Here is a 26,456-nt window from a genome sequence, read left to right on the forward strand (position 1 = left end):
AACTCCAGTGGCGGCAATCCTATGCCGCCCCTATCAAGACCGTCCAAGTCATAATTCGACAGACTTGAGACCTTTCATGCATGACACCGCTCATAGCAGCTCGGGGAAGGCAACGCCAAGCAGGCCGGGATCTTTCAGGATCGATGCACTGCTGGCGATATCCGGTGCCAGCCAACGGTCCTGGGCATAGGCCGGGACCCGCTCGCGCAACAACCGCCAGGCAATGCTGGTACCGGCGCCAAAGCGCTGCTCCTTGAGGAACTCGAAGGCCTGGGCCGCCAACAGGTACTCGATGGCGAGGATCTGCGTGCAGTTCTCCAGGGCGCGGTGCAGCTTCAACCCGGCATTGGTGCCCATGCTCAGGTGATCCTCCTGCAAGCCGGAGGTGACGAAGTTGTCGATGACGGCCGGTTGAGCCAGCTGACGGTTTTCGGCACACAGTGAAGCAGCCACATACTGGACAATCATCATGCCCGAGTTCACACCCGGTTGACTGACCAGGAAGGCCGGCAAACCGCTGACCAACGGGTTGATCAGGCGATCGAGACGACGCTCGGCAATCGCCCCGATCTCGGCCACCGCAATGGCCAGCAGGTCGGCCGCCATGGCCACCGACTGGCCGTGCGGATTGGCCTGGGAAACCACCCGATACGACTCGGGTGTACCCAGCAACATCGGGTTGTCGGTCGTGGAGTTGAGTTCGGTTTCTATCTGCCGTGCTGCGTGTTCCAACTGATCACGCGCAGCGCCATGCACCTGCGGGATCGAGCGAATGCTCAAGGCGTCCTGGGTGCGGATGCCATGGCTGCTGGCAATGACTTCGCTGCCCTCGAGCAGGCGCCGCAAGTTCCTGCCCACGCGCTGCATGCCAGGGTGCGGTTTCATCGCGATGATTTCAGCGTCGAAGGCATCGAGTTGGCCGCGCAGGGCCTCGAAGCTCATGGCGCCGATGACATCCGCCCATTGGCTCAGCCGAGTGGCATCGTCCAAAGACAGGCAGCTGAGGCCGGTCATGCAAGGGGTACCGTTGACCAGGCACAGACCATCCTTGGCCCCCAGCTTGACCGGCGCCAGGCCGACCTCGGCCAAGGCTTGCTGCGCCGGCACGATCTGGCCGCGGTAGCTGACCTGGCCGACGCCCAGCAAACTGATGCTGATATGGGCCATGTGGGTCAGATACCCCACCGACCCCTGTTTCGGCACCTGTGGGGTGATGTGCTGGTTGAGCAAGGCCAGCAGCGCCTCTACCACCTTGCGCTGAAGGCCGGAACGACCCTGGCAGAAGTTGATGATCGCCGCGCACATGATCGCCCGGGTCTGTTCGTCCGACAGTGCCGCACCCACGCCACAGGCATGGCTGAGCAACGTGTTGTGCGACAGCTGGCTGAGTTGTTCGTCCTGCAACGAGACATTGCACAAGGCGCCAAGCCCGGTGTTGACGCCATAGGCGCGGTCACCGCTGGAAATGATGCGCTGGACAATCGCCTGAGCGTTGTCGATCCGCGCCCAGGCCGATGGGGCCAGCTCAAGCTTCGCACCATGCCGGGCCACAGCCACCACGTCCTGCCAGCGAACGGGCGAGTCGGCGATGATGATCTTTTCGGCAAACGTCATACACGCGGTTCCTTATAGCGAAGCTACGCGACGCTGCACGAAACGATCGACGTATTCGTCCGCAGGCTGGTAGAGGATTTCTTTCGGCGTGCCAACCTGGATCAGGCGGCCGTCCTTGAGGATGGCAATGCGGTTGCCGATGCGCACCGCTTCGTCCAGGTCGTGGGTGATGAAGACGATGGTCTTGTGCAGGGTCTTTTGCAGTTCCAGCAACTGGTCCTGCATTTCGGCGCGGATCAGCGGGTCGAGCGCACTGAAGGCTTCGTCCATCAGGATGATGTCGGTGTCGGCAGCCAGCGCTCGCGCCAGGCCCACACGCTGGCGCATGCCCCCCGACAACTGGTGCGGGTACGATTTTTCGTAACCCTTCAGGCCCACGGTGTTGATCCAGTGCAGGGCACGCTCTGCGCACAGGGCTTTGCTCTCGCCACGTACTTTCAGGCCGTAGGCGACGTTGTCCAGCACGGTGCGGTGCGGCAACAGGCCGAAGCTCTGGAACACCATGCTGATCTTGCGCCGGCGGAATTCGCGCAGCGCCTGCATGTCGTACTGCAGAATGTCTTGGCCATCGACCAGGATCTGGCCGCTGGTGGGGTCGATCAGGCGGTTGAAGTGCCGCACCAGGGTCGACTTGCCCGAGCCCGACAAGCCCATGATCACGAAGATCTCGCCGCTGCCGATGGACAACGAGAGATCGTTTACCCCAACCACACAGCCGGTTTCGGCCAGGACCTGCTCTTTGCTTTTGCTCTGGCGGATCAGTTTCAGGGCATCTTCGGCACGCGCACCGAAGATCTTGAAGACGTTTTTGACTTCGATCTTGTTCATCGTCTGCTTGGCGTTCATTTGCCCACCCCATGCCGTGGCCGGCCATAGGCCTGGGTAATGCGGTCGATCACAACCGCCAGGATCACAATGGCCAGGCCCGCTTCGAGGCCGCGGCCCACGTTCAGGGTCTGGATGCCGACCAGGACGTCTTCACCCAAGCCGCGGGCACCGATCATCGAGGCGATGACCACCATCGACAGGGCCATCATGGTGGTCTGGTTGATACCGGCCATGATGCTCGGCAACGCCAGTGGCAGCTGCACGCCGAACAGTTGTTGCAGGCGATTGGCACCGAACGCATTGATCGCCTCCATGACCTCGCCATCCACCTGGCGAATGCCCAGGTCGGTCAGGCGAATCAGCGGCGGGGCGGCATAGATGACGGTGGCAAAGATCGCCGGCACCTTGCCCAGGCCGAACAGCATCAGTACCGGGATCAGGTACACGAAGCTGGGCATGGTCTGCATGATGTCGAGCAGCGGCATCAACACCGCCCGCAGGCGATCGTTGCGCGCCGAAAGGATACCCAGCGGAATGCCGACCAGGACCGAGATCAGCGTGGCCACCAGCATCAGCGCCAGGGTCTGCATCAGCTTGTCCCAGAGCCCGACCGCACCGACGAGGAACAGCAAGCCGACGATTACCACAGTGGGTACGATTCTGCGGGTGGCGTGCCAGGCAATACCGCCGACGATGGCCAGCATCAGCCACCAGGGTGTGGCGCGCAGTAAACCTTCGAGATTGACGATGGCCCACAGCAGGGTGTCGGAAATGTGCCGGAACACGTCACCGTAGTTGGTGACCAGCGCATCGACCCAACCATTGACCCAGTCGGCAATGGAAAACGTGAAGTTTTTGGGAAACATGGAGTTCTCTCGAGCAAGTGCGTGAAGCGGACTGCTGTGTGGCATGCCCGACAGGCGCCGGACCGGCCCACACCCTTCAGAGTGCCGCGTCTACCTTTTTGGCTGCGTCTTCGCTGACCCAGCTATGCCAGACTTCGGGGTGCTCCTTGAGGAACGCCTTCGCCAGTTCCGCCGACTCGATACGGTCCCGGGTCATACGCGCCAGGTTCTGGTTCAGCAGATCGATCGGCAGATTGACCTTTTCCAGCACCGCCACCAGTTCCGGCGCCTGCTCGTGGAAGGTCTTCGATACGCCCACCTTGATGGTCACGGATTTATCCACGCCTGGCTTTTCGTCCAGCTTGACCAGGTCGGCCTGGCCCATCAGCGGGGTTGGCGACCAGTAGTAGAAGAGGATCGGCTCGCCACGCTTGTAGCTCGAGAGCACGGCGGCATCCAGTGCCGGGCCGGTGCCCGGGCGGAAGTTGGTGTAGGTGTTTTCCAGGCCATAGCTCTTGAGCATCTGGCTGTTGTCCAGCTCGCAGGTCCAGCCGGCCGGGCAGTTGTAGACGCGCCCCTTGTCCGGTTCTTCCGGGTCCTTGAATACCTGGGCGTATTGCCCCAGGTCGGCAATGCTCTTGAGGTTCGGTGCCTTGGCTTCGAGTTTGCGCTTGGCATCGCCTTCGATCACATAACGCGGCACATACCAGCCTTCGACCGCGCCAACCACCGGCGCGCCGACACCGACGACCTTGCCGGCGGCCTGCGCCTTGTTCCAGACCTCGCTGCGCCCTACCCACTCCTCGGCGAACACCTGGATATCGTTGCTGCTCAGGGCGTTCTCCATGGAGATGGAGTTACCCGGCAGGCTGTCGGTGTCACAGCCATAGCCATTTTTCAGCACGAACTGCATCACCTCAGTGAGCAGCATCCCGCTTTCCCAATTCAAACCGGCGAATTTCACCGGCTTGCCAGACTCGCACCAACCGGCGGCCTGGCTGGCGCCAGCGCTCGCCAAGAGCCCTAGAGAAAGTGTCGTGGTCAGCAGAGCTTTTGTAATTGTCATTGTGACGCTCCCAAACAAGATGATCACTGCGCAGGAGAAATATTTCACAACGATAAAAAAGGATAAAATAATAAGTCCTGATGCATCACCACGGAAAAAGCTATGAAGTTCACACTCAGGCAGCTTCGCTACGCGCTCGCAGCGGCCAAGCACGGAAACCTGACCACTGCCGCCATGGAGCTTCATGTTTCACAGCCTTCCATCTCGGCGGCCATCACCGAACTGGAGGCGGTGCTGGGTCAAGCCATCTTCATACGCCAGCGCGGCCTCGGCATATCGCTGACTCCCTTCGGTCGTACCGTCATGGTGCAAGCCCGCCGCGTGCTGGCAGAGGCGCAGACCTTTGCCGAGATCAATGCCGATGCAGGCGAGTGTGTCGGGGAACTGGTGGTGGGCTGTTTTGAAGACCTGGCGCCTTATTGCCTGCCCCAGATTGTGCGACGGATGCAGCAATCCTGCCCGAGGGTCACGGTCGATATGCGCGATGGCAGCTTCGATTATGTGGGCAAGCGGCTCAGTGAGGGCGCGATAGAGCTGGCCATCACCTATGACCTGGGTTTACCGCCAAACACTCAATGCACCCAACTGTGTCAGCTGACCGCCCAGGTGCTGCTGTCGGCCGATCACCCGTTGGCCAAGGCGCCACGCGTCAGCCTCAAAGCGCTGGCCGAATACACCCTGGTTGTCACTGATCAGGTCCACAGTTGGCAGCATGTGTTGGATCTGTTCAGCTTTTACGACATTTCACCCGCTGTTGTGCACCGTGTGCGCACCTTTGAGTTGCAGCGCAGCCTCGTCGCCAATGGCTTTGGCGTGGCGCTGATCTATACCCGGCCATTTGGTGACCATAGTTATGATGGCCAAGCGCTGGTGTGTCGGCCGACTCAGGAGAAACTGCCAACCCATAGCATCGTACTGGCGCACGATCAGCGCTACCCGCTGACGCCTTCGGCCGAGGCGTTCAAGGAGCTGGCGGTGGCATGGTTCGCCGAGCGACCGTCGTTTGCATCCGAATGAACAACAGGTGGGGCGAATGTCACGGGAGGACGGCTGATATTCAGCTGAGGAGCGTCTTCATTGGGTCGGAAACAGCCGTTCGCGACAGACCATTTTCGACCCGTAGCGCCCCTTTGCCGAGGGAAGCTACAAGTAACAAACACACAACGGGCGTGGATTGGAAGTATCGGACAGATACTACGCTCGGGCTATGCAGACCTGTTCGAACCCAGTAGCGAAGTCTGGCCAACTCTCGTCTGTACTTCCGTTATGGGACCAGTATCGAACAACCCCGGCCTCTGATATGCAGAAGTAGTCGCTGTTATCTTCAATGAAAGGCAGCCAATCCTGAGGCGCTCCCAGGGCCCAGGCGTCTGCGGCAATTTCAAAAATATCCAGATGCCCACACCCCGTCGCCACCTGTTTTAAGATCTCAGTCTGCTCCGCCATCTCCAAGGCGTCATCGACCTCAATGCCTGCGGGAAAACGCACACAACAGCTATCGAACCTGCACCCAATAATGGCACTATGACACCCATCAGGGAAAGCAGCATCCGGTACACGACATAACCGAATGCCATGCGCACAGGAACAAGGGAATATGGCTTCGATTCAGGTGGATGGTGAGGACAAGACCGCAAAGATCAGCGACTGGGCGATTCGCTGGAGCGAGAAGTACGAAACACTAGAACTGACCTGTCATTTCCCCTCCAGTAAAAAATACACCCGTCCGCTCAGTAACTGCCGAGTGTCACCTTCCCGCGAGTTGAGCAATGTACTACTGACCAAACCTGGCAGCACGATCGTCAAACCCATCGACAAAGCGGTGATCTACGGCGAGCGATATGCCGTGGTGCACTATCCAGGCGGCACCAGGCCCTATGTCCATAAGATGGACGGCCTCGTCTTCACCGCCCCTACCTCGATCAAGGACACGCCGGTCTTCGGTTATTTCACTGCGGTCGCGAGTGCCCGACACGCTCACGCGCAGTCGAAGGCTGATCGTGACATAGCCAGCAATGTCGTGACTCAGCTTGGAAAACTGCCCGCCATCGCCAGCACTGCCTTGCAAGCCTATTGCACTGGCGCAGCTGTGCTATCCGGCGCGTTGCCTGCTTCGCGGGCAAACCTGCTCCCACAAGGATCATTGCGACCCTCGCCGGCTGCTTTTGGCCCATTGCAGCCGTTCGGTATGTGGCTTGTCTCGATCAAGAACAGACGGCCACCTATAAGGAAGAATTGATGTTTACGTGTCCATGCTGCGGATATGCAGTCTTCGAGGAACCCCCAGGGTCATACGAAATCTGCCCAATTTGTTTCTGGGAAGATGACGAGTTCCAGCTCTACTACCCTCACCAGGAGGGTGGCCCGAATAGATGTAGCTTGATTGAGGCGCAGGTGAACTTCGTCCAATTCGGTGTGTGCGAGCGAAGCATGTCGAAGAATGTGCGAGAGCCTAGCGATAGCGATGTGCGTGATAGCGAGTGGTTTCCGCTCTGGGCTCGCCGAGTTGCCCTTCCAGATCCTGACTCCGACAATCAACCCTCTCTGCACATGCAGTCGAATTGCGACCTCTACTACTGGCTGCGGACGTAGTGTCCTGTCCCGGAAATAAGCTGTTCACTTTTGGCGGCGTCTTGGGCGCCCGGCCGGCGTTGCCACTCGCCAAAAGAGAACGTATTTCCGAGACAGGACACTAGTCTGCTTTGAAGTCCGAAGGCGCATGTTACTTTTGACTCTCAGCGAGGGAGCGCAATTGATCGACAGTACGCAACAGAACGCCGTTTCAGAGGCGTCGCCTATTCTCACTCGGCGCCATCTACTCCAGGCTGGGATGACCGGGATTGCCGTCAGTGTGCTTTCACCGTGGTCGTTATGGGCGGCATCATCGGGCGTCTTGGTGAACGATGTGACGATGCTCAATCCGATTTGGGTCAATCGTCTGTTCGTACCTCGCACCACTGGCGAAATACAGCGGGCGCTCGCTATGTCGTTAGGCCCAGTCAGCATAGGTGGTGGCCGCTATAGTATGGGGGGCCAGATTGCTACCGAAAACAGCCTGCACCTCGACATGCGTCAGTTTAATCAGGTGATCCGATATTCGCCTGAGAGCAGAGTCATACGCGTGCAAACAGGGATGCGTTGGCGTGACCTGCAGTCGGTCATCGACCCGGACGACCTCTCGATAAAAATCATGCAGAGTTATGCCAACTTCACCGTCGGTGGATCGCTGTCAGTCAATGCTCATGGACGCTATGTCGGCGCTGGTCCGGTAATCAACTCTGTGCGTTCTCTGCAGCTGGTGCTTGCGGACGGTTCGGTAGTAGAAGCGTCCCGCACCGCAAATTCCGACCTGTTCTACGCTGCTATCGGTGGCTATGGTGCAATGGGGGTGATCACTGAGGTCGAACTGGACCTTGCGTTCAACATCACAATTGAACGTCAGATAAGCCGCATGCCAGTTGCTGATTATCCGCGTTTTTTCAATGACCACGTCCGCGAGAACGAACAGGCTATCCTTCATAATGCCGATTTGTCCCCCCCTTATTTCGACAGCGCTACTTCCGTCACCTGGCGTGCCTCGGACAAAGAGTTGACCGTCGCAGAAAGACTGGTGGCGCCGGGGCAGTCGTACAAAATCAACCAGACTGTCATGTGGAGCGTGACCAAGCTTCCCGGTGGCTCAATGCTTCGCAAGGATGTGATCGATCCACTGCGTTATCTCAATCAACCGGTCGTACGGCGCAACTACGAGGCCAGTGCGGATGTCGCTTCGCTTGGCCCCATTGCAACCCGAAACAGTACCTATGCATTGCAAGAATATTTTGTTCCAGTGACACAGTTCAATGCGTTCGTAAAGCAAATGGCCGCCATCCTTCAGGCGCATCGCGTTGACGCCATAAATATCTCCATCCGACACGCTCCGGCCGACCCCGACTCGTTTCTGTCCTGGGCACGCGAAGAAGTGTTTTCATTCGTGCTCTATTATTGGCAGCGTGTTGGGGTGGATGATCGCGAGGCAGTTGGCGTGTGGACACGCGAACTCATCAACGCTGCGCTGTTGCTTGGCGGTACCTACTATCTTCCCTACCAACTGCATGCAACGCAGGAGCAGTTCTCAAGTGCCTACCCAAACGCGCGCCGTCTGTTAGCACTCAAAGCGCAAGTCGATCCACGAGGGCGATTCCGGAACAAGCTCTGGGACAAGTACCACACGGGATAGTGTAAAGCTCGTGGCAAGGGCGTCTGAGCCCAAGCGGGTGTTTATCCGAATCCGTTGTTTCGGCGATTGCCACTTGATCTGTAGACATATCCGAGCGGCCGCACCTGATCGGAGCCTGGGTCAGGGAAGATTGTCCGGGACGATGTTGTACAGCCGAAGCGCCTGTGCCATGACCTTGCTGAAAACCGGAGCCGATACCAGCCCACCGAAATAGCCGTGTCTGGACGGGTTGTCGATCATCACGACCACCACAAATTTCGGTGCGGCGGCAGGTGCGAACCCGGCGAACATCGCCCTGTACGCCTTGTGCTGGTAGCCCTTTTTGGTGGCGCTGGGCAGTCTGGCGGTACCGCTCTTGCCGCCCACGTGGTAGCCCGGCACCTTGGCCCGATAAATACCCCTGGGTGCTTCGACAACCTGTACCAGCATGTGCTTCAGCGCATTGGCCACCGGTGCAGGCATCGCCTGACTTGCCTGCGCGGGTTCGCTGACACGCAACAGCGAGACACGCACACTTCTGCCGCCATTGACCAGGGTCGCATAGGCCTTGGCCAACTGCACGGCGGTGACAGAAACTCCGTAGCCGTAGGACATCGCCGCGGTTTCGGCATCCCGCCACTGGCGTCGGGTGGGCAGCACGCCCGAACGCTCCCCGGGGAACACCGTACCGGTCGTTTGCCCCAGGCCGACGCGCTGCAGCAGGCCATGAATCTTCTCGCCGCCAATGTCGAATGCCACCTGGCTGATCGCAACGTTGCTTGAACGCACCAGGATCCCAGTCATGTCCAACCGCTCGCCGGCGGTGCGTGAGGCATCACGGATGGTGAACCTGCCAACCTTCAGGCTGCCGGTTTTCACCAGCACGGTGTCGGACGGCTTCCAGCGCCCGCTTTCCAGTGCAGCGGCAACCGAGAAAGGTTTCATCGTCGAGGCAGGCTCGAACACATCCACCAGCGCCCTGTTTCTCATCGCTGATGGGCTGGCCTGTGCACGGTTGTTGGGGTTGTAGGTGGGGTAGTTGGCCAGTGCCAACAGCTCCCCGGTCTCGACATCAAGGATCACGACACTTCCCGCGTCGGCACCATTGTCGGTCACGGCCTTCGCCAACTCGCGGCTCGCCATGTACTGCAAGCGTATATCCAGGGACAGCGCCAGGTCCTGCCCCTGTTTTGCAGGCCGGCTCACGCCCAGGTCCTGAATCACCTGCCCCCTGCGGTCCTTGACCACATGCTGCCTGCCGCTGAGCCCACGCAGCGCCTGATCGTAGGCCAGCTCCACGCCTTCGCTGCCGTTGTTGTCGATATCGGTAAAGCCGACGACCTGCGCGGCGATGGCACCTGCAGGATAGAAGCGTCGCGACTCCTCCTGGCTGTAAATCCCCTTGATGTGTTGTTGCTGGACGACCTGCAACACCTGCCCGGCCCGTTCAGGGGGCAGTCGCCTGCGCAGGTAGAAAAACGCCTTGTGTCGGTTTTGCGCAAAGCGCTTTTCGAGCGTCGCAAGCGGTATTTCCAACGCCTGGGCGAGCGACGGCCATTTGGCCTTCTCGGCGGACAGTTCACGCATGTCAGCCCACAGGGTAACCATTGGAGTGCTGACAGCCAGAGGATGTCCGGCCCGGTCCGTGATCACCCCTCGGGGCGCAGGATGGGTCAGATAACGCAGGCTCCGCGCATCACCCTGTTGACGGAGGAAGTCATTATCGACAATTTGCAGTTCGACAATGCGCCAGCACAGCGTAGACGCAAGGATAAGTACAAGACCGACCACGAGCCTGAACCGCCATGGATAACCGGACCTAGGAGGGGCACGCATGAAGATACTCACTCACAGCGATTGATCAGGGCACCAGCCAGGCGGGCGGTTCAATACCGAGCCTTTCCAGCAGTTGCACATTGACACTCCCGGTCAACGGCAACGCATGGTCTAACTGCAGCAAGTAGATAGCCTCTTGTGTTTCGCTGCCAAACAAACCATCGATATCGCCTTGATAATAGTTTTGCCCCTGCAGCGCGACTTGAAGTTCAGTAATCAATTGCTTGCCAAGCGGCGTCACTACACTGCTGTGCGGCTCATCTTGTGGCGGGATCGACGCGGCATTCAATGCCCTGACCGCTGCAACCAGTAGTAGACCTGCAACAACTTTGCTTCGGTTCATACGTATACATATACCGGCCCAGCCAAGTAACGGCCCAGCACTTGTGAAAGAATTGTCGGGAATTGTCCGCGCCCCTATACTATTAATCAATCAACTATCAAGATATCTGATATGACTAGCATTGATATCGAAAGCGTCGACCTGAATCTGCTCAGGGTTTTTGTCGCGCTGATCGAAGAAGGCGGCGCCAGCCGTGCGGCCATACGCCTGGGCGTCACGCAGCCTGCGGTGAGTGCCGCACTTGGCCGCCTGCGTGAGATCTACGCCGACCCGCTGTTCGAGCGCACCGGCCGTGGCCTGCGCCCGACCATGCGCGCCAACGAGCTGGCACCGCTCATTGGCGAGGCCCTCAATTGTTGCCGGCAAGCCCTTGCCCTTTCGGGCGGTGGCCAGGACATCAATGGGAGGACGATCACCCTCGGTTTGTCCGATGACAGTGAAATCGCCCTGGGCCAAAGCCTGGTATCGCAGATCGACGAGCACCTGCGTGGCGTGCGCGTCATTTTTCGGCAGACACACAGTGGCCTGGTCCAGGACATGCTGATGCGTCACCAGATAGACATCGCCGTGTCGGCCGGCGGGCTGTCGTCGCCGCTGATTGTCCGGCAGCCCCTTGGCCGGGGCAATTACCTGGGCATTGCCGATGCCAACAACACGCTACCCACCACCGTAGAAGACTATGCCCAGCGGCCCCACCTGCTGGTCTCGTCGGCGGGTTACGTTGGCATCGTCGACGAAGGCTTGAACGCCGTCGGCTACAAACGCCGTATCCACGCCTCGACCTCGCATTTTGCCGCAGTGCCGTTTCTGCTGATGGGCTCGAAACTGATCACCACGGTGCCTACCCATGCGGCACGTGCCATGGAGAGGGTCAGCACGCTGCAAACGTTCCATTGCCCCGTGCCCATGCCCTCCTACGACCTGGAAATCGGCACGCGAGTGGGCAGCAAGCACGACAGCACGCTGCAAACGGTCAAGGCGATGATCATCGAGCTGGTGGATAAAACCTTTTGCCTGACCTGAGTCCGTTCGGAGTCAGTCATTAGGTAGCCCTCATGTGACATCAACCTGATTGATATCAGATAGCCCGAATTGCGCATTGATGAATACTTCACGCCCCTTAGAATAAAAAATCCAAAAGCGTAAGACCTGCAAAAAGCGGTAAGTATTTCCAGATGACATATCCCACCGAATTACAGGACAGGGAAGCCAGCCACAGGATTGTAAAAACAAGAATTATCGCCAGCGCCGTCCTGGTCCTGGCCCTGACAACCGCACTGGTGTGCCGGTTGTACTTCCTGCAAGTCACTCAGCATGATCTACACGTTGCGGTAGCGGAAAAAAACCGCGTGCATGTCCGACCAATCGCGGCAACACGGGGCATTATCTATGACCGCAACAACGTCGTGCTGGCCGACAACATACCCGCCTTCAACCTGACTATCACCCGCGAACGAGCCGGCGATGCCAAGGCCGTCGTCAGCCAGTTGTACCAGGTGCTTGGTTTGACCGCTGCACAACGCGACAAGATAGACCGGGCCTTGCACCGCAGGGGCAGAGCCTTCGAGCCCGTCGTTTTGATGACGGACCTCACCGAACAGCAGATCGCACGGGTCGCAGTGAATCAATTTCGACTGCCGGGGGTAGATGTTCACGCACAGTTTTCACGGGTGTACCCGTTGGCCGAACACTTTGCCCATTCGGTAGGTTATGTCGGGCGCATCAATGAAAAAGAATACCGGCAACTCGATCACGCAAAGTACCTGCGCACGGAGCAGATCGGAAAAACCGGCATCGAGCGCTTTTATGAAAACGCCCTGCATGGCCAGATGGGTTTCGAAGAAGTGGAAACCAATGCGCAAGGCAAGGTGATCCGCGTGCTGGGTCGTCATAACCCGACCCCGGGCCAGGACATCGTGCTGACGATCGATGCGTCACTGCAAGATGCTGCCGAGCAGGCTCTGGGCGATCGGCGCGGCGCAGTGGTTGCACTGGACCCGGCAACTGGCGATGTCCTGGCCATGGTCAGCCGGCCCAGCTTCGACCCCAACCCTTTCGTCAAGGGCATCACGGCCCGGGATTACTCGGCCTTGCGCGATTCAGCCGACATGCCGCTGTTCAACCGTGTGCTACGCGGTCTCTACCCTCCGGCCTCAACCATCAAACCGATGGTGGTGGTTGCAGGGCTGGACAGTGGCGTCATCACCCCATACCAGCGGGTCTTCGACCGTGGCTATTACGAGCTACCCAATTACCGGCACAAGTACCGCAACTGGAATCGGGCAGGCGACGGCTGGGTCGATATGTACGATGCGATCATGCGCTCCAATGACACCTACTTCTACGATCTGGCCCACAGGCTGGGTATCGAGCGGTTACACAGCTACCTCACCGCGTTTGGCCTGGGGCAGCGGGTCTCGATCGACCTGTTCGAGGAGGCGCCCGGGCTGATGCCCTCCCCGGCGTGGAAACGCGCCACCCGCCGCCAGCAGTGGTACCCCGGCGAAACGCTCATCGCAGGCATCGGCCAGGGCTATGTACAGATGACGCCCCTGCAAATGGCCCAGGCCACCAGCCTCATTGCCAGCAGAGGCATCTGGCATCGGCCGCACCTGGCGCTGTCGATAGGCGGGCAAAAACCGGCCGACCCACACCCGCTGCCCAACATCACCCTCAAGGATCCGGACACCTGGCGCGAGGTGGTAAAGGGCATGGAGATGGTCATGCACAACCCGCGCGGTGCCGGGCGCCGGGCAGCCCAGGGCGCGCCATACCGAATAGCCGGCAAGAGTGGCACGGCACAGGTCATCGCGATCAGGCAGGGCGAGCGCTACAACCGCAACAAGACCCGTGAACGCCACCGCGATAACGCACTTTTTGTCGGTTTTGCCCCCGCGCAACGCCCGGCCATCGTTGTCGCCGTGATGATCGAGAACGGTGAAGCCGGGGCCCGGGTCGCAGGGCCGGTGGTCAGGAAGGTCATGGACGCCTGGCTACTGGATGCACACGGGCAGCTGAAGCCGGAATTCAACGCTCCCAATGCCCTGCAGAACACCTCGATTCTCGAGCCGCCAAATACCGACACGCGCGTTGGGGTCCTCTGACCCGCTTACCGGTATCGAAATCCAACTAAAGGAGCGACGAATGCGGCTTTTAAAGGCCCTGGGCTGGTGTGCCTTGTCACTTGCCAGCGTGCTGGTGCTTGGTGCAAGCGGCACCTATCTATACCTCAACCCGCAATTGCCCGATGTAGAAACCCTCAAGGCCGTGCAACTGCAAGAGCCGCTGCAGATATTCAGCGCAGAAGGAAAGCTGATCGCCGAATTTGGTGAAATACGCCGTATTCCCCTGCCCTCCTCACAAATCCCCGACGACTTCCTGGCCGCCTTCATGGCTGCGGAGGATGCCAACTTCTACCATCACCGTGGCGTCGACCCCACAGGCCTGCTGCGTGCGGCCATGGAGTTGATCAGGAACGGCCACGTCCGCTCCGGCGGCAGCACGATCACCATGCAGGTGGCCAAGAACTTCTTCTTGAGCAAAGAGAAGACGTTCTCACGCAAGCTGACCGAAATACTGCTGGCCTTGCGCATTGAACGCACATTGACCAAGGACGAAATCTTCAACCTTTACGTCAACAAGATATACCTGGGCAAACGGGCCTATGGCATCGCAGCCGCCGCGCAGATCTACTATGGGAAGCCGGTATCCCAACTGACCCTGGCGCAGACCGCAATGATCGCGGGCTTGCCCAAGGCGCCCTCACGGTTCAACCCTATCAATAACCCGGCAAGGGCCAAACAACGCCGCGACTGGATTCTGGGGCGAATGTACGCGCTGGGAAGCATCGATCAGGCCCGCTACCGCGCCGCGCTGGAGGCTCCCGTGACCGCGCATTATCACGCGCCAGAGCCGGAGGTCAGTGCCCCCTACATCGCCGAAATGGTCAGGGCCCAGATGGTTGGCCGCTTCGGGGATGACGCCTACACACAAGGCTTTCGCGTGGTGACGACCGTTTCCGGCACACTGCAGGAGGCTGCCAACGCTGCATTGCAGAACGGTTTGAAGACCTATGACAAGCGCCACGGCTATCGCGGCCCCGAAGGCCATCTCACGGGCAGCCTGAGCCCGGCATGGCTGGAAAGGTTGAAAGAATACCCGGTACTGGGCGGCCTGGAAGCTGTGGCGGTGACGAAGGTCTTCGGCAACCGCATCACCGTGGTCGATCAAGCTGGCCAGCAACATGACGTCGCCTGGCAGACGATGGCGTGGGCCCGACCCTTCATCAACCACAGTGCACTGGGGCGCCAACCGGCACGGCCTGCAGATATCGTCAACCCAGGCGATGTAATCCGCGTTGAGCTGGCAGGCTCCCAGTCTTTCGCTTTCAGCCAAGTGCCCGACGTTCAAGGTGCCCTGGTGTCGGTAGCGCCGGACAATGGAGCGATCAAGGCCCTTGTCGGTGGCTTCGATTTTAACCAGAGCGGTTTCAACCGCGTGGTACAGGCCAAGCGGCAACCGGGCTCAAGCTTCAAGCCCTTCATCTACTGTGCGGCACTCGACAACGGCTATACGCCGGCGAGCATCGTCAACGACGCACCCATTGTGCTGGGCAGCGACTATTCTGGGCCGGCATGGCGCCCACAGAACGAAAACCGCACCTTCCTCGGCCCCATTCGCCTGCGCGAGGCGCTGTATCGTTCTAGAAACATGATTTCGATACGCTTGCTGCAAGCCATGGGCATCGATCCGACCATCGACTACATCACGCGTTTTGGTTTCGACGTCAACGACATGCCGCGCAACCTTTCACTTGCCCTGGGCACAGCGTCCGTTACCCCCATGGCGGTGGTCGGCGGCTGGAGCGTGCTCGCCAACGGCGGCTACAAGGTCACGCCCTTTTTCATCGACCGAGTCGAGGACCGCTCAGGCCGAGTTGTCTTCAAGGCCGCCCCACGTTTCGCGCCCAGTGCCCGCAACTCTGCACCCGAAGCGGTGGCTGAACAGGTCGTGGATAGCCGTACGACCTACCTGCTCACCAGCATGCTCCAGGATGTCGTCAAGCGGGGCACCGGTCGCGCCGCTTCCGCCCTGCATCGCCCCGATATCGCGGGCAAGACGGGCACCACCAACGAAGCCAAGGACTCCTGGTTCACGGGCTACAACGGCAACTACGTAACGAGCGTCTGGGCAGGTTTCGATAAACCGCAAAGCCTGGGGCGGAGGGAATGGGGGGTGACCATCGCACTGCCTATCTGGATGGACTACATGCAGGTGGCACTTGCCGGGACAGCACCTTACTCGCAGCCTGCGCCTGATGGGGTTGTAACCCGGCTGATCAACACGGCAGACGGAACGGCGGCAGCGGCGCGCGGGCCGCAGACGGCAATGGAAGTGTTCAAGGCCGAGAGCGCGCCGGCGATGGGCACCACGCAGGGTGATGCCCCATCGCTGAACGATACGCAGCAAACCCTGCAGGACCTGTTCTGATGCAGGTCGAAGAGGTCCACGCGGAGGGTGTTAGCGCGAGGCCGATGAGGCCCTAAGCAGGAGCAAGGTCGCGAAAGGCCGCAATGGGCGGGTCAAGCCCTCAATAGCAGCAATGTGATAGCATCTGCGCGCCCCTGGAGGGGCAATCTTTTGATATCCCGCAAGGAACACGCTTCGTGAAAGACTTCGTCATCAGCGTCAACAACATCGTCCTCTACGTCTCCCTGGCCGTTATCTGGCTGTTCGCGCTCATCACCCTGTTCACTGGCGGGTTCCTGCCAGCCCTGGGTATTTTCGTGGTCGGCAGCCTGGGATGGTGCATCGTCTCCGGCTTCTGGTTCGTCCAGTCGGCCACCTACGAAGAGCTGCGCAAGCTCAACGCCAGCAAGGACTGAAGCCTCCGGGCGGCTCGGCACCTCGCCTCGCAGCCGCCCTACCCTTGCCCCGCACATACATCCGCCGACTCCTCACCCTGCGCCGATACAGGCACGTCGAACACCTGATCGAACGCCCATTGGAACAACAACGCATAATAGAAGACAACACGAATAACCCCAGTTCGGTCATCAGCGCCGCATCAGCCTTTCTTGCGCAACGCCTCGACCAGTTGCGCCTTGGTCATGCTCGAGCGCCCCTTGATATCCTTGCTGCGCGCCTCTTTCATCAGGCTTTCCTTGGTTTGCGTTTCCAGTGACGCACCTGACTCACGCGCATGACCCTCACGCGTTTTCGCCGCCCGCTTGGCCGAGTCGGAGCGTGCGGTCTTCTTTTCGCTCGACGAGGTCTTGCTGCCCGACCCGCCGGCCTTGTCGCCGCCGCCGGACTGCTTGTTGACGGTAGCCCAGGCGCGTGACTCGGCCTCGTCCTTGGAAAGGCCCTTGTGCTCATAGCTTTGCTCGATGTGTTCGGCCTTGCGCTTCTGCTTTTCGGTGTACTTGTCTTTGTCTCCACGGGGCATGTTGCTCACTCCTGAGTGGTTTGGCTGAACGGTTGAAGCCATCGCCGCTAACGAAGTGCGATCGGCTGGACGAATGGTCGGCACTGTCCAAGCAGCTACACAAGGTGATAATCCGCGCCGGCCACCGCCCTCACGAACGCCCGATCGGCAAGCCGGCGCAGGTCGCGCCACTCGGTCCAGTCGATCAACCGCAGCCGGTCCATTTCATCGGCCTGGCGCAGAAGTTCATCGTGATAGGTACTTGGACAATGCCGACGTAGCGCGTGGTTGTCGTAGGTGTCGAACCAGTCGTTGATCGCTGCCAGCCGGCATCGCGCCGGGGTCATCGGGTCGCTGAAGGCATTCATCTCGGGCCGCCCTGCTTTCTTTGACGGAGGATACCTGCGCGCTGCCCGAGGTTCCCTGCAGACGCCTGGGCGGTCAGCGCAACGCAAATGCCGCTGGTGATCTGCGCCTGAACTTTAATGTGCTCCCTGGCTTCCCCTGCATAGACCGTCACCACAGCGTGCAGGAGATCCAACCCATGAGAGCCTTGACCTATCACGGTGCCAACGATGTCCGAGTCGATACAGTCCCGGACCCAGCCATCCTGGAGGCCGACGACATTGTGCTTCGCGTGACGGCCACTGCCATCTGTGGCTCGGACCTGCACCTCTACCATGGCAAGATCCCGCAGACCGAACCTGGCGACATTTTCGGCCACGAGTTCATGGGCATTGTCGAGGACACCGGGGCCGGGGTCACCGACCTGCAGGTCGGGGATCGGGTGGTCATTCCCTTCGTGATCGCCTGTGGCAGTTGCTTCTTCTGCCAACATGACCTGTTCGCCGCTTGCGAAACCACCAATACCGGGCGCGGTTCACTCATCAACAAAAAAGGCATCCCGCCTGGCGCCGCGCTATTCGGTTACAGTCATCTGTATGGCGGCGTGCCCGGTGGTCAGGCCGATTACGTGCGCGTACCCAAGGCCAATGTCGGTCCATTCAAGGTTCCGACTGGTCTGGCGGACGACAAGGTGCTGTTTCTCTCGGACATCCTGCCCACCGCCTGGCAGGCCGTGATCAATGCCGAAGTCGGCCAGGGCTGCACCCTGGCCATCTACGGGGCCGGGCCGGTAGGCCTGCTGAGCGCCGCCTGCGCCCGCATGCTCGGTGTGCAGCTGATCTTCATGGTCGATGACAATGACTACCGCCTTGCTTACGCACGTGATGCCTATGGGGTGATACCGATCAATTTCGAGCAGGACGACGACCCGGCCGACAGTATCATCCGCCAGACCCCCGGTATGCGCGGCGTGGACGCTGTGATCGATGCGGTCGGTTTCGAGGCCAAGGGCAGCACCACTGAAACGCTGCTGACAACGCTGAAGATCGAAGGCAGCAGTGGCAAGGCGCTACGCCAGAGCATCGCGGCAACGCGACGCGGCGGTGTGGTGAGCGTGCCGGGTGTGTATGCCGGCTTCATCCACGCGTTCATGTTCGGCGATGCCTTCGACAAGGGCCTGACCTTCAAGATGGGCCAGACCCATGTGCAGAAATACCTGCCCGAGTTGCTCGAACACATCGAGGCCGGTCGGTTGCAGCCGGAAATGATAGTCACCCATCGCCTGGCGCTGGAAGAAGCCGCCTTGGGCTACACCTTGTTCGACCAGAAACAGGATGACTGCCGCAAGGTCATCCTGGTGCCCGGCGCAACCCCGGGTACCTTGAACGCACCGCGGAGAGTACAGCCATGATCGATCCCGCCACCGGTATGAAGCCGGGAGAACGCTATGCCGTGGAAAACCTCGAGCGGGTGCATCCGTTCACCGGCTTCTTCCTTGACGGCAAATACTATCTGGGGCCGGAACTGCTGACCGCCGTAGGGTGGCTGGAGGGGCGGCGCTTCATCTATGACAACCTCGACGCCACGGGCGAGCCCGTGTTCGCGAATCGCTTCGCAGGCGAGATCAAGGACCTGGTGCTGACCTTGGCGGATGGCACTTCCCTGGAAGTGTCGCGCCTCGAGCATTGGACCCCGGGCGAGGTTGCCGGTGAAGTCGAACAGCCCAGGCAGCGGCCATTGGTACCTGAAGTTCCAGCCTTTGCAGGGGCGCAGGGACGGCGTCTGGTGGCGGGTGTCGAGCGCCTGCAACGCCACCCCGCAGCCATCCTGGCATCCGCTTTGGCCCTGGGGTTCCTGGCGGGCTGGGTGCTGGCGGCAATTGAACGCAGACGCCAGTAGGCGTACCAGGCATGCGTGCGTCCTACCCTGGTCTTCGTCTGTCACCTACTGCCATGTGAGACTTGAAGATCAGCGTAAAGCTGCCGGTCAGGCGCGCACGCAATTCCTTGGGCATGGTATATCCGAAGTGGATCAGCCATGCGCCGTCACCCAGCAGAAAGGTATCGCCCCGATAGCGCTTGACCTCGGCTTCGCTGATGCCGATTTCCATTGCCACATCCAGGTCGGTCGGGGGAGTCGTCATTATGCAGAGGCCTCTGGCCGTATTTTTATTGGAAGTTGAATAGCGCCTGTTTGACTTGTTTAAGGGCGTTTACCCTGCCAGGCGTTCAGCACATTTGCTGAATGTCGGACGAATGGCGTGGCGCACTCATGGGCCAGACGTCGTCCCCTGCCTGTCCGAGGCCCTGACCTTCCCCGAAAACACCCTGAAGCCCCAGGTGTTGTAGCCCAGCGTGACAGGCACCACCAGCGCAAAGCCCACCAGCACGAACACTTGGGTGGCAGGGCTGGCCGCCTGTTCGAGTGTCAGTGCCGGCGGGATGGCATTCGGAAAGAGCGCCGCCAGCATGAGCGTGAACGCCACGACGATCATGCCCAGGGCGCACGACAGCGGCAGCCAGTGCTGCGCACAGCGCCAGGCCCGTGCGAACCCCACCAGTAATCCAACGCTCGCGCTCCCGGCGGCTATGAGCAGCCAAGGCTGGCTGAGGCGATGCCAATACTGCGTATCGAGTTGCAAGGTCAACGCCAGCACTGTACCCAGCGCCACTACGGTAAGGCCGCAGAGCCCCTTGGCCTGGCTGCGCGCCCGGCGCTGCAGAGGGCCTTCGCATCGCCAGTACAGCCAGCAGGCCCCCAGCCATAAGTAGCCCAGCACCAATGCCAGTGCGCAGATCAGCGGAAACATCCCCAGCCATTCCCGGCCGTTGCCGCTGTACTGGCCGTTGTCGTGGGGTACGCCCTGCATCAAGGTGCCCAGAATCAAGCCCTGGCACAGCGTGGCGACCAGCGAACCGCCCAGCACTGCCCCGTCCGCTATCCACGCATTGGCCAGATGTTCCCGAAACTCCAGGCCGACGGCGCGCAACACCAGCGCCATGAACATCAGCAGAAACGGCAGGTAAAGCGCGGGAAGCAGGATGGCGTAGGCCATGGGAAACAACGCCAGCAGCGCACCGCCGCCCAGCACCAGCCAAGTCTCGTTGGCGTCCCAGATCGGTAGCAAGGTCCGCACCGTCAGTTCACGGTCCTGGGCACGCCGGTTGCTCGCCATCAGCATGCCCGCACCCAGGTCGGTGCCGTCCAGCAGCACATAGACCAGTACGGAAAACGCCAGCGCTCCGGCGCTGAGCACGGTAAGCCAATCCACGCCGAGCATGCTCAGCGCCCCTCGCCAATTTCCGGGTGCGGGCCACTTTCCCCTGCGCCAGGTGGCTCACGCAACAGGCGCAAGAGCAGCCAGAGCCCGAAACCGAATATCAGCAGATAGAACACCAGGATGGCCGCTGTGCTGACGATCACCGTCTGCGCCGCCACGGGCGACACGCTGTCGGCCGTGCGCAACAGCCCGTAGACGGTGAAGGGTTGGCGCCCCACTTCCGTCACTACCCAGCCACTGAGCATGGCGACGAAGCCCGCGGGTGCCAACCCGACGCTTACGCGTTGCAGCCATCGCGCCCTCAGCAAACGTCCACGCCAGCGCAGCACCAGGGCAGCGATGCCCTGCGCCAACATCAACAGGCCCAGGCCAACCATGATGCGAAAGGCGTAGAACAGCGGCGGCACTGGCGGCAAGTCCTGCGCGGGGAATTCATCGAGCGCGGCTATCGTGCCGCTCAGGTCATGGGTCAGGTACAACGAGCCGATGCGGGGGATAGCCACTTCATAGCGGTTGCGTTGGTGCTCCATGTCTGGCACGGCGAACAAGCGCAAAGGCTCCCCTGCTCCCGCCGCTGGCCGCTGCCACGTGCCCTCGATGGCTGCGACCTTGATCGGTTGCACCTGCAGCGTGTGCCGGCCATGCAGGTCACCGACCAGGATCTGCAGGGGGGTGAGGACCGCGATGGCCCACAGCGCCATCGAATATTGCAGGCGCGCACGTGGGTTACCGGGGGCGCGCAGCAATTGCCAGCCGCCAACGCCGGCCACCCAGGTCGCGGTGCCGAGCAGAGCGGCCAGCAGCATGTGTGCCAGGCGATAGGGAAACGACGGGTTGAACACGATCGCCCACCAATTCTCGGCGATGAAACGACCTTGCCCATCGATGGCATGCCAGGGCATTGCGCAGGGCGGCGCCAGCGGCGGTGTTGTCGAAAATGCACCAGATTTCCGTCTGGCTGGCAGCACCCGCCCGCAGCCGCGCCGCCAGGGCCTGCAGGTAGTGGTCGGAAGGTGGCTGCCTTGTGCGGGAAACGCGCCGGCATAAGGCCGCGAAAGACTCCAGCCGGCACAGCCTGGATGAATCATCCGCTTGCTCCTGTCAGGCGCTGTGAAGCGGTGGAGTGTCGGCGGGGGCAGGACGTTCCGAAAACCCGGCCGTGAAAATCCGATCGACCTCTGGCCGCACCTCGACGTCCCATGAAAGGACGCTGCACATCATCCGAGGGCAACCAGGAGGCGAGCCACTCATGAATGACCGCATCATTGAACTGTTCACCGATACCACGCTATTCGGTATCTCCATCCTCAACCTGCTGCTGGCACTGGGTGTCGCCACCCTGACCTTTGTCGCGGCGCGGGCGGCTATCAGCTTCGTGCAGCGGCGGGTGCGGCGCTGGTCCGAACATGACGGGGCGTTCAGCCAGGTGCTGGCCAAGGTGCTCGGCGGCACCAGCAACGCCTTGCTGCTGCTCGCCTCGCTGCTGGTGGGCCTGGGCATGCTCGACCTGCCCGAGCGCTGGCTGGCCCGGGTGGGCAGCCTGTGGTTCGTGGTGGCGGCGTTGCAGATCGGCCTGTGGGCCAACCGCGCCATCGCCCTGGGTCTGCGCCGCTATTTCGCCCGGCACGGCAGCGAGGGGCTGAACCAGGGCAGCGCGCTGGCCACCCTGTCCGCCTGGGGCGCGCGGGTGCTGCTGTGGTCGGTGGTGGTGCTGGCCATGCTGTCCAACCTGGGGGTGAACATCACCGCCTTCGTCGCCAGCCTCGGGGTGGGTGGCATCGCCGTGGCGCTGGCGGTGCAGAACATCCTCGGCGACCTGTTCGCCTCGCTGTCGATCGCCGTGGACAAGCCTTTCGAGGTGGGCGACTTCATCGTCGTCGGCCCCTTGGCCGGCACGGTGGAGCATGTCGGTCTGAAGACCACGCGCATCCGCAGCCTGGGCGGCGAGCAGATCGTCATGGCCAATGCCAGCATGATCAGCAGCACCATCCAGAACTACAAGCGTTTGCAGGAACGACGCATCGTGTTCGAGTTCGGCTTGTCCTATGACACCCCCACCGATGCCGTGAAAAAAGCCCCTGGCATCATCGAGGAGGCGATCAAGGCACAGGGCCAGGCGCGCTTCGACCGCGCGCACCTGCGTGGCTTCGGCAAGGAGGCGCTGGAATTCGAGTGCGTGTATATCGTCAAGGACCCCGGCTACAACCTGTACATGGATATCCAGCAGGCCATCAATTTCCATCTGCTGGAGCGTTTCTCCAGGATCGGTGCCAAGTTTGCCGTGCCGGTGCGGGCGATCAAGGTTACCGCGTTACCCCAGGCAGACATGCTGCGCTTCAAAGAGGCCTGAACGCCGTTGGCGGGTGATCAGCGCCATAGCGTCATCAGGGCGCCTCGTGCGCCGGTCACCGGGTCTTGCGTTGGCCTGGGCACGGCGACGATACGCGCCAGCGCCTGATCGTGCGCGCCATCCTCGGGCCGCTGAATGTCGTACTTTTCCTGACCAAGCGGATAAGCACCCACCACCAGGAAGTCGTCGCTGGATTCGACGCAGCAATGGCCGGTGCCGGCCGGCAGGACCAGGACGTTGCCCGCTTTCACGGTCAACGTCTGCCCGCCCGCGCCGCCCAGTGTCACCCGCGCCTGTCCGCGGGCAACACCCAGTACCTCATGGGCATTGGGGTGGAAATGCTGGTAGTCGAAAATGCCGTCGCGCCACAGCGGGGTCCATTGATGGGCGGCGAACAACGCCTCGAAGGCGCCGGCGTTGTCATCGGCCGGCGCAAGGTGCAGGCGGTAGAGCAACACGGCAAAGCGGCTGTTCGGCGTCGCGCCGTCATTGGCGAAGTGCAGCGTCCTCTGCGGCTGGGTAGTGCTGTCGAGGGTAAACATGAGGGCCTCCGGGTGAGGCTGGTCAATACCCTTGAGAATGCGCAGCCGGCCACGAGGTTCCTGCCGGGCGACCAGGGACATCCAGTGAAACTTTCATCTTCGCGGCCCAGTCCAGACCCTATCGATCACTGACAGGGACACGACGATGACAATGACGGTAGGTGACTTCCTGGTCGAGCGTTTGTACCAGTGGGGCGTACGACGTATCTACGGCTACCCCGGCGACGGCATCAACGGTGTGTTCGGCGCATTGCACCGGGCCAACGGCAAGATCGCGTTCATTCAGGCCCGCCATGAGGAAATGGCCGCGTTCATGGCCAGCGCCCACGCCAAGTTCACCGGTGAACTCGGGGTATGCATCGCCACCTCGGGCCCCGGTGCCTCGCACCTGCTCACCGGGCTGTACGATGCACGCATGGACCACCAGCCGGTGCTGGCCATTGTTGGCCAGCAGGCCCGTGCGGCACTGGGCGGGCACTATCAGCAGGAACTGGACTTGCTGTCGATGTTCAAGGATGTGGCCGGGGCGTTCGTGCAGCAGGCATCCACCCCTGCCCAGGTACGCCACCTGCTCGACCGCGCCGTGCGCACAGCTGTGGGCGAGCGCCGGGTAACCGCCATCATCCTGCCCAATGACCTGCAGGATCTGCCCTATGAAGCGCCCGCCAGGGCCCACGGCACCGTGCACTCCGGCGTCGGCTACCGCAAGCCGAGGGTGCTGCCCTACACGGCTGACCTGCAGCAGGCCGCCGACGTGCTCAACGCGGGGCGCAAGGTGGCCATCCTGGTCGGTGCCGGCGCGCTGCAGGCGAGCGAACAGGTGGAGGCGGTGGCCGAAAAGCTCGGGGCAGGCGTGGCCAAGGCGCTGCTGGGCAAGGCCGTGCTGCCGGACACCCTGCCCTGGGTCACCGGTTCCATCGGCCTGCTCGGCACCGAGCCGAGCTACAAACTGATGACTGAGTGCGACACCTTGCTGATGATCGGCTCCGGCTTTCCCTATTCCGAGTTCCTGCCCAAGGAAGGCCAGGCCCGCGGCGTGCAGATCGACCTGCAGCCCGACATGCTCAGCCTGCGCTACCCGATGGAGGTCAACCTGGTCGGTGACGCTGGCGAAACCCTGCAGGCACTGTTGCCATTGCTCGAACACAAGCCCGACAGGCGCTGGCGCAAGAAGATCGAAGGCTGGCGGGCGCGCTGGGACAAGACCCTGGAAAAACGCGCCCTGGTCAAGGCCGACCCGATCAACCCGCAGCGGGTGGTGCACGAGCTCTCCCCGCGCCTGCCGGATGCGGCCATCGTCACCAGCGACTCCGGTTCCTGCGCCAACTGGTTCGCGCGTGACCTGATGATCCGTCAGGGCATGCAGTGTTCGTTGTCCGGCGGCCTGGCGTGCATGGGCGCCGCCGTGCCCTATGCGATCGCCGCCAAGTTCGCCTACCCGCAGCGCCCGGTGATTGCCTTGGTCGGCGACGGTGCGATGCAGATGAACAACCTGGCCGAGCTGATCACCGTGGCCAAGTACTGGCAGCAGTGGGAAAACCCCAAGTGGATCTGCGCGGTGTTCAACAACGAAGACCTCAACCAGGTCACCTGGGAGCAGCGGGTCATGGAAGGCGACCCGAAGTTCGAAGCGTCCCAGTCCATACCCGACGTGCCCTACCACCTGTTTGCCATCTCCATCGGCCTGCAGGGCATCTTCGTCGAGCGCGAGGACGAAGTCGCCAGTGCCTGGGAGCGGGCCCTGGCCGCCGACCGCCCGGTGCTGATCGAATTCAAGACCGACCCCAACGTGCCACCGCTCCCCCCTCACATCAAGCTGGAACAGGCGAAGAAATTCGCCAGCACCCTGCTCAAGGGCGACCCTGACGAGGCCGGTGTGATCGTGCAGACGGCCAAGCAGGTGCTGAGTGCGGTGCTGCCTGGCAAGAAGTGATGCCAGCCTTGCGCGAATCCGTTGGAACTTCACGCCAGGTCCGAGGCCTGCCCTTTCAGGCCTATCGAAAAAGGAGACACGACGATGAGTACACAACTGAATGGCAAGCGCGTGGCCTTTCTGGTCACCGACGGGTTCGAACAGGTGGAGTTGACCGGCCCTCGTGAAGCTCTGGAAAAGCAGGGCGCGGTGGTCGATATCCTGAGCGAGAAGGAAGGGACTGTGCGCGGCTGGAATCACGACAAGCCTGCCGACGAATTTGCCGTGGATGCAACATTCGAGGCTGCTCACCTCGACCTGTACGATGCGCTCGTGCTGCCCGGTGGCGTACAGAACTCTGACACCATCCGGCTGATACCCGGCGCGCAGAAACTGGTGAAAAGCCATGACTCTGCAGGCAAGCCGCTGGCGGTGATCTGTCACGGTGGGTGGCTGCTGGTCTCGACCGGCCTGGCCAAGGGCAAGCGGATGACCAGCTACAAGACGTTGCAGGATGACATCCGCAATGCGGGCGGCACGTGGGTCGATGAAGCGGTGGTGGTGGACGGCAACCTGATCACCAGCCGCCAGCCGGACGATATCCCGGCCTTCAACGCGCAGTTGATCAGTGCGCTGACGCGCTGAGCCCGCCCTGGCTCCCTGTCGGCATCGCACCGAACCGGGGGACACGCGTTTTCCGGTCGGCTGAACCTCATCTGGCAGGAGCGCGGCGGTATGACTCACCCACATGGGTTACAAATCAGTTCACGCACATGGGTAACAGTCTTTAACTGGCAGGGTCGGTTTTCGAGGATCTGACCATGCCTTGGCGAGAGCTGAAACCTATGGACCTTAAAATGCTTTTCATCG

General features: G+C 61.1%; 25 protein-coding genes and 1 pseudogene. 13 read left to right on the forward strand and 13 right to left on the reverse strand.

Translation table 11 applies throughout. The features are described 5' to 3' along the window. Nucleotides 1-90 precede the first annotated feature (90 nt). The 4 genes from hutH to ABZO33_RS20940 all read right to left on the reverse strand — a co-directional run bounded on the left by hutH (nucleotide 91) and on the right by ABZO33_RS20940 (nucleotide 4,353). Nucleotides 91-1,614 carry a histidine ammonia-lyase gene (gene hutH, locus ABZO33_RS20925; RefSeq protein ID WP_414537571.1) on the reverse strand — a complete coding sequence of 508 codons (1,524 nt, stop codon included), beginning with the start codon at nucleotides 1,612-1,614 and terminating at the stop codon, nucleotides 91-93. Between the two features lie 12 nt (nucleotides 1,615-1,626). After that, nucleotides 1,627-2,460 (reverse strand): quaternary amine ABC transporter ATP-binding protein, encoded by an 834-nt coding sequence (locus ABZO33_RS20930; protein ID WP_414537572.1) that lies wholly within the window; start codon nucleotides 2,458-2,460, stop codon nucleotides 1,627-1,629. Next, nucleotides 2,457-3,308: an ABC transporter permease gene (locus tag ABZO33_RS20935; protein ID WP_258701588.1), complete on the reverse strand. Its 852-nt coding sequence runs from the start codon at nucleotides 3,306-3,308 to the stop codon at nucleotides 2,457-2,459. The genes ABZO33_RS20930 and ABZO33_RS20935 overlap by 4 nt, the downstream gene beginning before the upstream one ends. 76 nt (nucleotides 3,309-3,384) lie before the next feature. Beyond that, a complete protein-coding gene (locus ABZO33_RS20940) occupies nucleotides 3,385-4,353 on the reverse strand; it encodes an ABC transporter substrate-binding protein (protein ID WP_414537573.1) in 969 nt (322 codons plus the stop codon). 102 nt (nucleotides 4,354-4,455) lie between these two features. On the opposite strand from ABZO33_RS20940, the gene ABZO33_RS20945 reads away from it, so the two are divergent. Continuing rightward, complete coding sequence (locus ABZO33_RS20945) at nucleotides 4,456-5,370, forward strand: LysR family transcriptional regulator (protein WP_414537574.1); 915 nt, start codon at nucleotides 4,456-4,458, stop codon at nucleotides 5,368-5,370. A 177-nt stretch (nucleotides 5,371-5,547) separates the two neighbouring features. On the opposite strand, the gene ABZO33_RS20950 is transcribed toward ABZO33_RS20945, so the two are convergent. Then, entirely contained in the window at nucleotides 5,548-5,799 is a 252-nt protein-coding gene (locus ABZO33_RS20950) for an SMI1/KNR4 family protein (RefSeq protein ID WP_414537610.1), read from the reverse strand. 151 nt (nucleotides 5,800-5,950) lie between these two features. Between ABZO33_RS20950 and ABZO33_RS20955 the strand changes: the two genes are divergently transcribed. The 3 genes from ABZO33_RS20955 (at nucleotide 5,951) to ABZO33_RS20965 (ending at nucleotide 8,572) form a co-directional block, all read left to right on the forward strand. Next, nucleotides 5,951-6,592 (forward strand): hypothetical protein, encoded by a 642-nt coding sequence (locus ABZO33_RS20955; protein ID WP_414537575.1) that lies wholly within the window; start codon nucleotides 5,951-5,953, stop codon nucleotides 6,590-6,592. Then, nucleotides 6,592-6,945, forward strand: a complete 354-nt coding sequence (locus ABZO33_RS20960; protein WP_414537576.1) for a CPCC family cysteine-rich protein — start codon at nucleotides 6,592-6,594, stop codon at nucleotides 6,943-6,945. Before ABZO33_RS20955 ends, ABZO33_RS20960 begins: the two co-directional genes overlap by 1 nt. 160 nt (nucleotides 6,946-7,105) lie before the next feature. Next, nucleotides 7,106-8,572 (forward strand): FAD-binding oxidoreductase, encoded by a 1,467-nt coding sequence (locus ABZO33_RS20965; protein ID WP_414537577.1) that lies wholly within the window; start codon nucleotides 7,106-7,108, stop codon nucleotides 8,570-8,572. 120 nt (nucleotides 8,573-8,692) lie between these two features. Here the strand turns inward: ABZO33_RS20965 and ABZO33_RS20970 are convergent, their stop codons facing one another. Together ABZO33_RS20970 and ABZO33_RS20975 are read right to left on the reverse strand one after the other, a co-directional pair. Next, complete coding sequence (locus ABZO33_RS20970; RefSeq protein WP_414537578.1) at nucleotides 8,693-10,387, reverse strand: peptidoglycan D,D-transpeptidase FtsI family protein; 1,695 nt, start codon at nucleotides 10,385-10,387, stop codon at nucleotides 8,693-8,695. Nucleotides 10,388-10,412: 25 nt separating this feature from the next. Next, nucleotides 10,413-10,730, reverse strand: a complete 318-nt coding sequence (locus ABZO33_RS20975) for a peptidoglycan-binding domain-containing protein (RefSeq protein ID WP_414537579.1) — start codon at nucleotides 10,728-10,730, stop codon at nucleotides 10,413-10,415. Between the two features lie 111 nt (nucleotides 10,731-10,841). Here ABZO33_RS20975 and ABZO33_RS20980 point away from each other — a divergent pair, with 111 nt between their 5' ends. The 4 genes from ABZO33_RS20980 (at nucleotide 10,842) to ABZO33_RS20995 (ending at nucleotide 16,615) form a co-directional block, all read left to right on the forward strand. Continuing rightward, nucleotides 10,842-11,753: a LysR family transcriptional regulator gene (locus ABZO33_RS20980; protein ID WP_414537581.1), complete on the forward strand. Its 912-nt coding sequence runs from the start codon at nucleotides 10,842-10,844 to the stop codon at nucleotides 11,751-11,753. 152 nt (nucleotides 11,754-11,905) lie between these two features. After that, nucleotides 11,906-13,834 (forward strand): penicillin-binding protein 2, encoded by a 1,929-nt coding sequence (gene mrdA, locus ABZO33_RS20985; RefSeq protein ID WP_414537582.1) that lies wholly within the window; start codon nucleotides 11,906-11,908, stop codon nucleotides 13,832-13,834. Between the two features lie 40 nt (nucleotides 13,835-13,874). Further along, a complete protein-coding gene (locus ABZO33_RS20990; RefSeq protein ID WP_414537583.1) occupies nucleotides 13,875-16,220 on the forward strand; it encodes a penicillin-binding protein 1A in 2,346 nt (781 codons plus the stop codon). A gap of 176 nt (nucleotides 16,221-16,396) precedes the next feature. After that, nucleotides 16,397-16,615 carry a hypothetical protein gene (locus ABZO33_RS20995; RefSeq protein ID WP_414537584.1) on the forward strand — a complete coding sequence of 73 codons (219 nt, stop codon included), beginning with the start codon at nucleotides 16,397-16,399 and terminating at the stop codon, nucleotides 16,613-16,615. 182 nt (nucleotides 16,616-16,797) lie between these two features. Here ABZO33_RS20995 and ABZO33_RS21000 read toward each other — a convergent pair whose 3' ends face one another. Then, the gene (locus ABZO33_RS21000; protein ID WP_414537585.1) at nucleotides 16,798-17,178 is read right to left on the reverse strand and encodes a termination factor Rho; all 381 of its coding nucleotides are present in this window, start codon (nucleotides 17,176-17,178) and stop codon (nucleotides 16,798-16,800) included. A 95-nt stretch (nucleotides 17,179-17,273) separates the two neighbouring features. Further along, nucleotides 17,274-17,525, reverse strand: a complete 252-nt coding sequence (locus ABZO33_RS21005; protein ID WP_414537586.1) for a hypothetical protein — start codon at nucleotides 17,523-17,525, stop codon at nucleotides 17,274-17,276. A gap of 176 nt (nucleotides 17,526-17,701) precedes the next feature. Here ABZO33_RS21005 and ABZO33_RS21010 point away from each other — a divergent pair, with 176 nt between their 5' ends. Beyond that, nucleotides 17,702-18,913, forward strand: a complete 1,212-nt coding sequence (locus tag ABZO33_RS21010; RefSeq protein WP_414537587.1) for a zinc-dependent alcohol dehydrogenase — start codon at nucleotides 17,702-17,704, stop codon at nucleotides 18,911-18,913. Next, nucleotides 18,910-19,185 (forward strand): annotated as a pseudogene (locus ABZO33_RS21015) (short-chain dehydrogenase); the annotation flags it as partial. The gene ABZO33_RS21010 and the pseudogene ABZO33_RS21015, both read left to right, overlap by 4 nt. Nucleotides 19,186-19,423: 238 nt before the next feature. Here ABZO33_RS21015 and ABZO33_RS21020 read toward each other — a convergent pair. The 3 genes from ABZO33_RS21020 to ABZO33_RS21030 form a co-directional block, all read right to left on the reverse strand. Continuing rightward, nucleotides 19,424-19,612, reverse strand: coding sequence for a hypothetical protein (locus tag ABZO33_RS21020; RefSeq protein ID WP_414537588.1), 189 nt, complete (start codon nucleotides 19,610-19,612; stop codon nucleotides 19,424-19,426). A 159-nt stretch (nucleotides 19,613-19,771) separates the two neighbouring features. Further along, entirely contained in the window at nucleotides 19,772-20,782 is a 1,011-nt protein-coding gene (locus tag ABZO33_RS21025; RefSeq protein ID WP_414537590.1) for a cytochrome d ubiquinol oxidase subunit II, read from the reverse strand. A gap of 2 nt (nucleotides 20,783-20,784) precedes the next feature. Then, on the reverse strand, nucleotides 20,785-21,684 hold the full coding sequence (locus ABZO33_RS21030) for a cytochrome ubiquinol oxidase subunit I (protein ID WP_414537591.1): 900 nt from the start codon (nucleotides 21,682-21,684) through the stop codon (nucleotides 20,785-20,787). Nucleotides 21,685-22,031: 347 nt separating this feature from the next. Between ABZO33_RS21030 and ABZO33_RS21035 the strand changes: the two genes are divergently transcribed. After that, entirely contained in the window at nucleotides 22,032-23,132 is a 1,101-nt protein-coding gene (locus ABZO33_RS21035) for a mechanosensitive ion channel family protein (protein WP_414537592.1), read from the forward strand. A gap of 17 nt (nucleotides 23,133-23,149) precedes the next feature. Here ABZO33_RS21035 and ABZO33_RS21040 read toward each other — a convergent pair whose 3' ends face one another. Next, entirely contained in the window at nucleotides 23,150-23,674 is a 525-nt protein-coding gene (locus ABZO33_RS21040; protein ID WP_414537594.1) for a cupin domain-containing protein, read from the reverse strand. 145 nt (nucleotides 23,675-23,819) lie between these two features. On the opposite strand from ABZO33_RS21040, the gene ABZO33_RS21045 reads away from it, so the two are divergent. Together ABZO33_RS21045 and ABZO33_RS21050 are read left to right on the forward strand one after the other, a co-directional pair. After that, nucleotides 23,820-25,607 carry a thiamine pyrophosphate-requiring protein gene (locus ABZO33_RS21045; protein ID WP_414537595.1) on the forward strand — a complete coding sequence of 596 codons (1,788 nt, stop codon included), beginning with the start codon at nucleotides 23,820-23,822 and terminating at the stop codon, nucleotides 25,605-25,607. 84 nt (nucleotides 25,608-25,691) lie between these two features. Then, nucleotides 25,692-26,231, forward strand: a complete 540-nt coding sequence (locus ABZO33_RS21050) for a type 1 glutamine amidotransferase domain-containing protein (protein WP_414537597.1) — start codon at nucleotides 25,692-25,694, stop codon at nucleotides 26,229-26,231. Nucleotides 26,232-26,456 lie beyond the last annotated feature (225 nt).

The sequence above is a fragment of the Pseudomonas sp. CAM1A genome (genome assembly GCF_047501685.1).
Classification (GTDB): Bacteria; Pseudomonadota; Gammaproteobacteria; order Pseudomonadales; family Pseudomonadaceae; genus Aquipseudomonas.

Excerpts from the sequence above, each read along its gene's own strand:
- hutH (WP_414537571.1), bottom strand. The coding sequence starts at position 1,614 with ATGACGTTTGCCGAAAAGATCATCATCGCCGACTCGCCCGTTCGCTGG.
- ABZO33_RS20930 (WP_414537572.1), bottom strand. The coding sequence starts at position 2,460 with ATGAACGCCAAGCAGACGATGAACAAGATCGAAGTCAAAAACGTCTTC.
- ABZO33_RS20935 (WP_258701588.1), bottom strand. The coding sequence starts at position 3,308 with ATGTTTCCCAAAAACTTCACGTTTTCCATTGCCGACTGGGTCAATGGT.
- ABZO33_RS20940 (WP_414537573.1), bottom strand. The coding sequence starts at position 4,353 with ATGACAATTACAAAAGCTCTGCTGACCACGACACTTTCTCTAGGGCTC.
- ABZO33_RS20945 (WP_414537574.1), top strand. The coding sequence starts at position 4,456 with ATGAAGTTCACACTCAGGCAGCTTCGCTACGCGCTCGCAGCGGCCAAG.
- ABZO33_RS20950 (WP_414537610.1), bottom strand. The coding sequence starts at position 5,799 with ATGGCGGAGCAGACTGAGATCTTAAAACAGGTGGCGACGGGGTGTGGG.
- ABZO33_RS20955 (WP_414537575.1), top strand. The coding sequence starts at position 5,951 with ATGGCTTCGATTCAGGTGGATGGTGAGGACAAGACCGCAAAGATCAGC.
- ABZO33_RS20960 (WP_414537576.1), top strand. The coding sequence starts at position 6,592 with ATGTTTACGTGTCCATGCTGCGGATATGCAGTCTTCGAGGAACCCCCA.
- ABZO33_RS20970 (WP_414537578.1), bottom strand. The coding sequence starts at position 10,387 with ATGCGTGCCCCTCCTAGGTCCGGTTATCCATGGCGGTTCAGGCTCGTG.
- ABZO33_RS20975 (WP_414537579.1), bottom strand. The coding sequence starts at position 10,730 with ATGAACCGAAGCAAAGTTGTTGCAGGTCTACTACTGGTTGCAGCGGTC.
- ABZO33_RS20980 (WP_414537581.1), top strand. The coding sequence starts at position 10,842 with ATGACTAGCATTGATATCGAAAGCGTCGACCTGAATCTGCTCAGGGTT.
- mrdA (WP_414537582.1), top strand. The coding sequence starts at position 11,906 with ATGACATATCCCACCGAATTACAGGACAGGGAAGCCAGCCACAGGATT.
- ABZO33_RS20990 (WP_414537583.1), top strand. The coding sequence starts at position 13,875 with ATGCGGCTTTTAAAGGCCCTGGGCTGGTGTGCCTTGTCACTTGCCAGC.
- ABZO33_RS21000 (WP_414537585.1), bottom strand. The coding sequence starts at position 17,178 with ATGCCCCGTGGAGACAAAGACAAGTACACCGAAAAGCAGAAGCGCAAG.
- ABZO33_RS21005 (WP_414537586.1), bottom strand. The coding sequence starts at position 17,525 with ATGAATGCCTTCAGCGACCCGATGACCCCGGCGCGATGCCGGCTGGCA.
- ABZO33_RS21010 (WP_414537587.1), top strand. The coding sequence starts at position 17,702 with ATGAGAGCCTTGACCTATCACGGTGCCAACGATGTCCGAGTCGATACA.
- ABZO33_RS21020 (WP_414537588.1), bottom strand. The coding sequence starts at position 19,612 with ATGGAAATCGGCATCAGCGAAGCCGAGGTCAAGCGCTATCGGGGCGAT.
- ABZO33_RS21025 (WP_414537590.1), bottom strand. The coding sequence starts at position 20,782 with ATGCTCGGCGTGGATTGGCTTACCGTGCTCAGCGCCGGAGCGCTGGCG.
- ABZO33_RS21030 (WP_414537591.1), bottom strand. The coding sequence starts at position 21,684 with ATGCCCTGGCATGCCATCGATGGGCAAGGTCGTTTCATCGCCGAGAAT.
- ABZO33_RS21035 (WP_414537592.1), top strand. The coding sequence starts at position 22,032 with ATGAATGACCGCATCATTGAACTGTTCACCGATACCACGCTATTCGGT.
- ABZO33_RS21040 (WP_414537594.1), bottom strand. The coding sequence starts at position 23,674 with ATGTTTACCCTCGACAGCACTACCCAGCCGCAGAGGACGCTGCACTTC.
- ABZO33_RS21045 (WP_414537595.1), top strand. The coding sequence starts at position 23,820 with ATGACAATGACGGTAGGTGACTTCCTGGTCGAGCGTTTGTACCAGTGG.
- ABZO33_RS21050 (WP_414537597.1), top strand. The coding sequence starts at position 25,692 with ATGAGTACACAACTGAATGGCAAGCGCGTGGCCTTTCTGGTCACCGAC.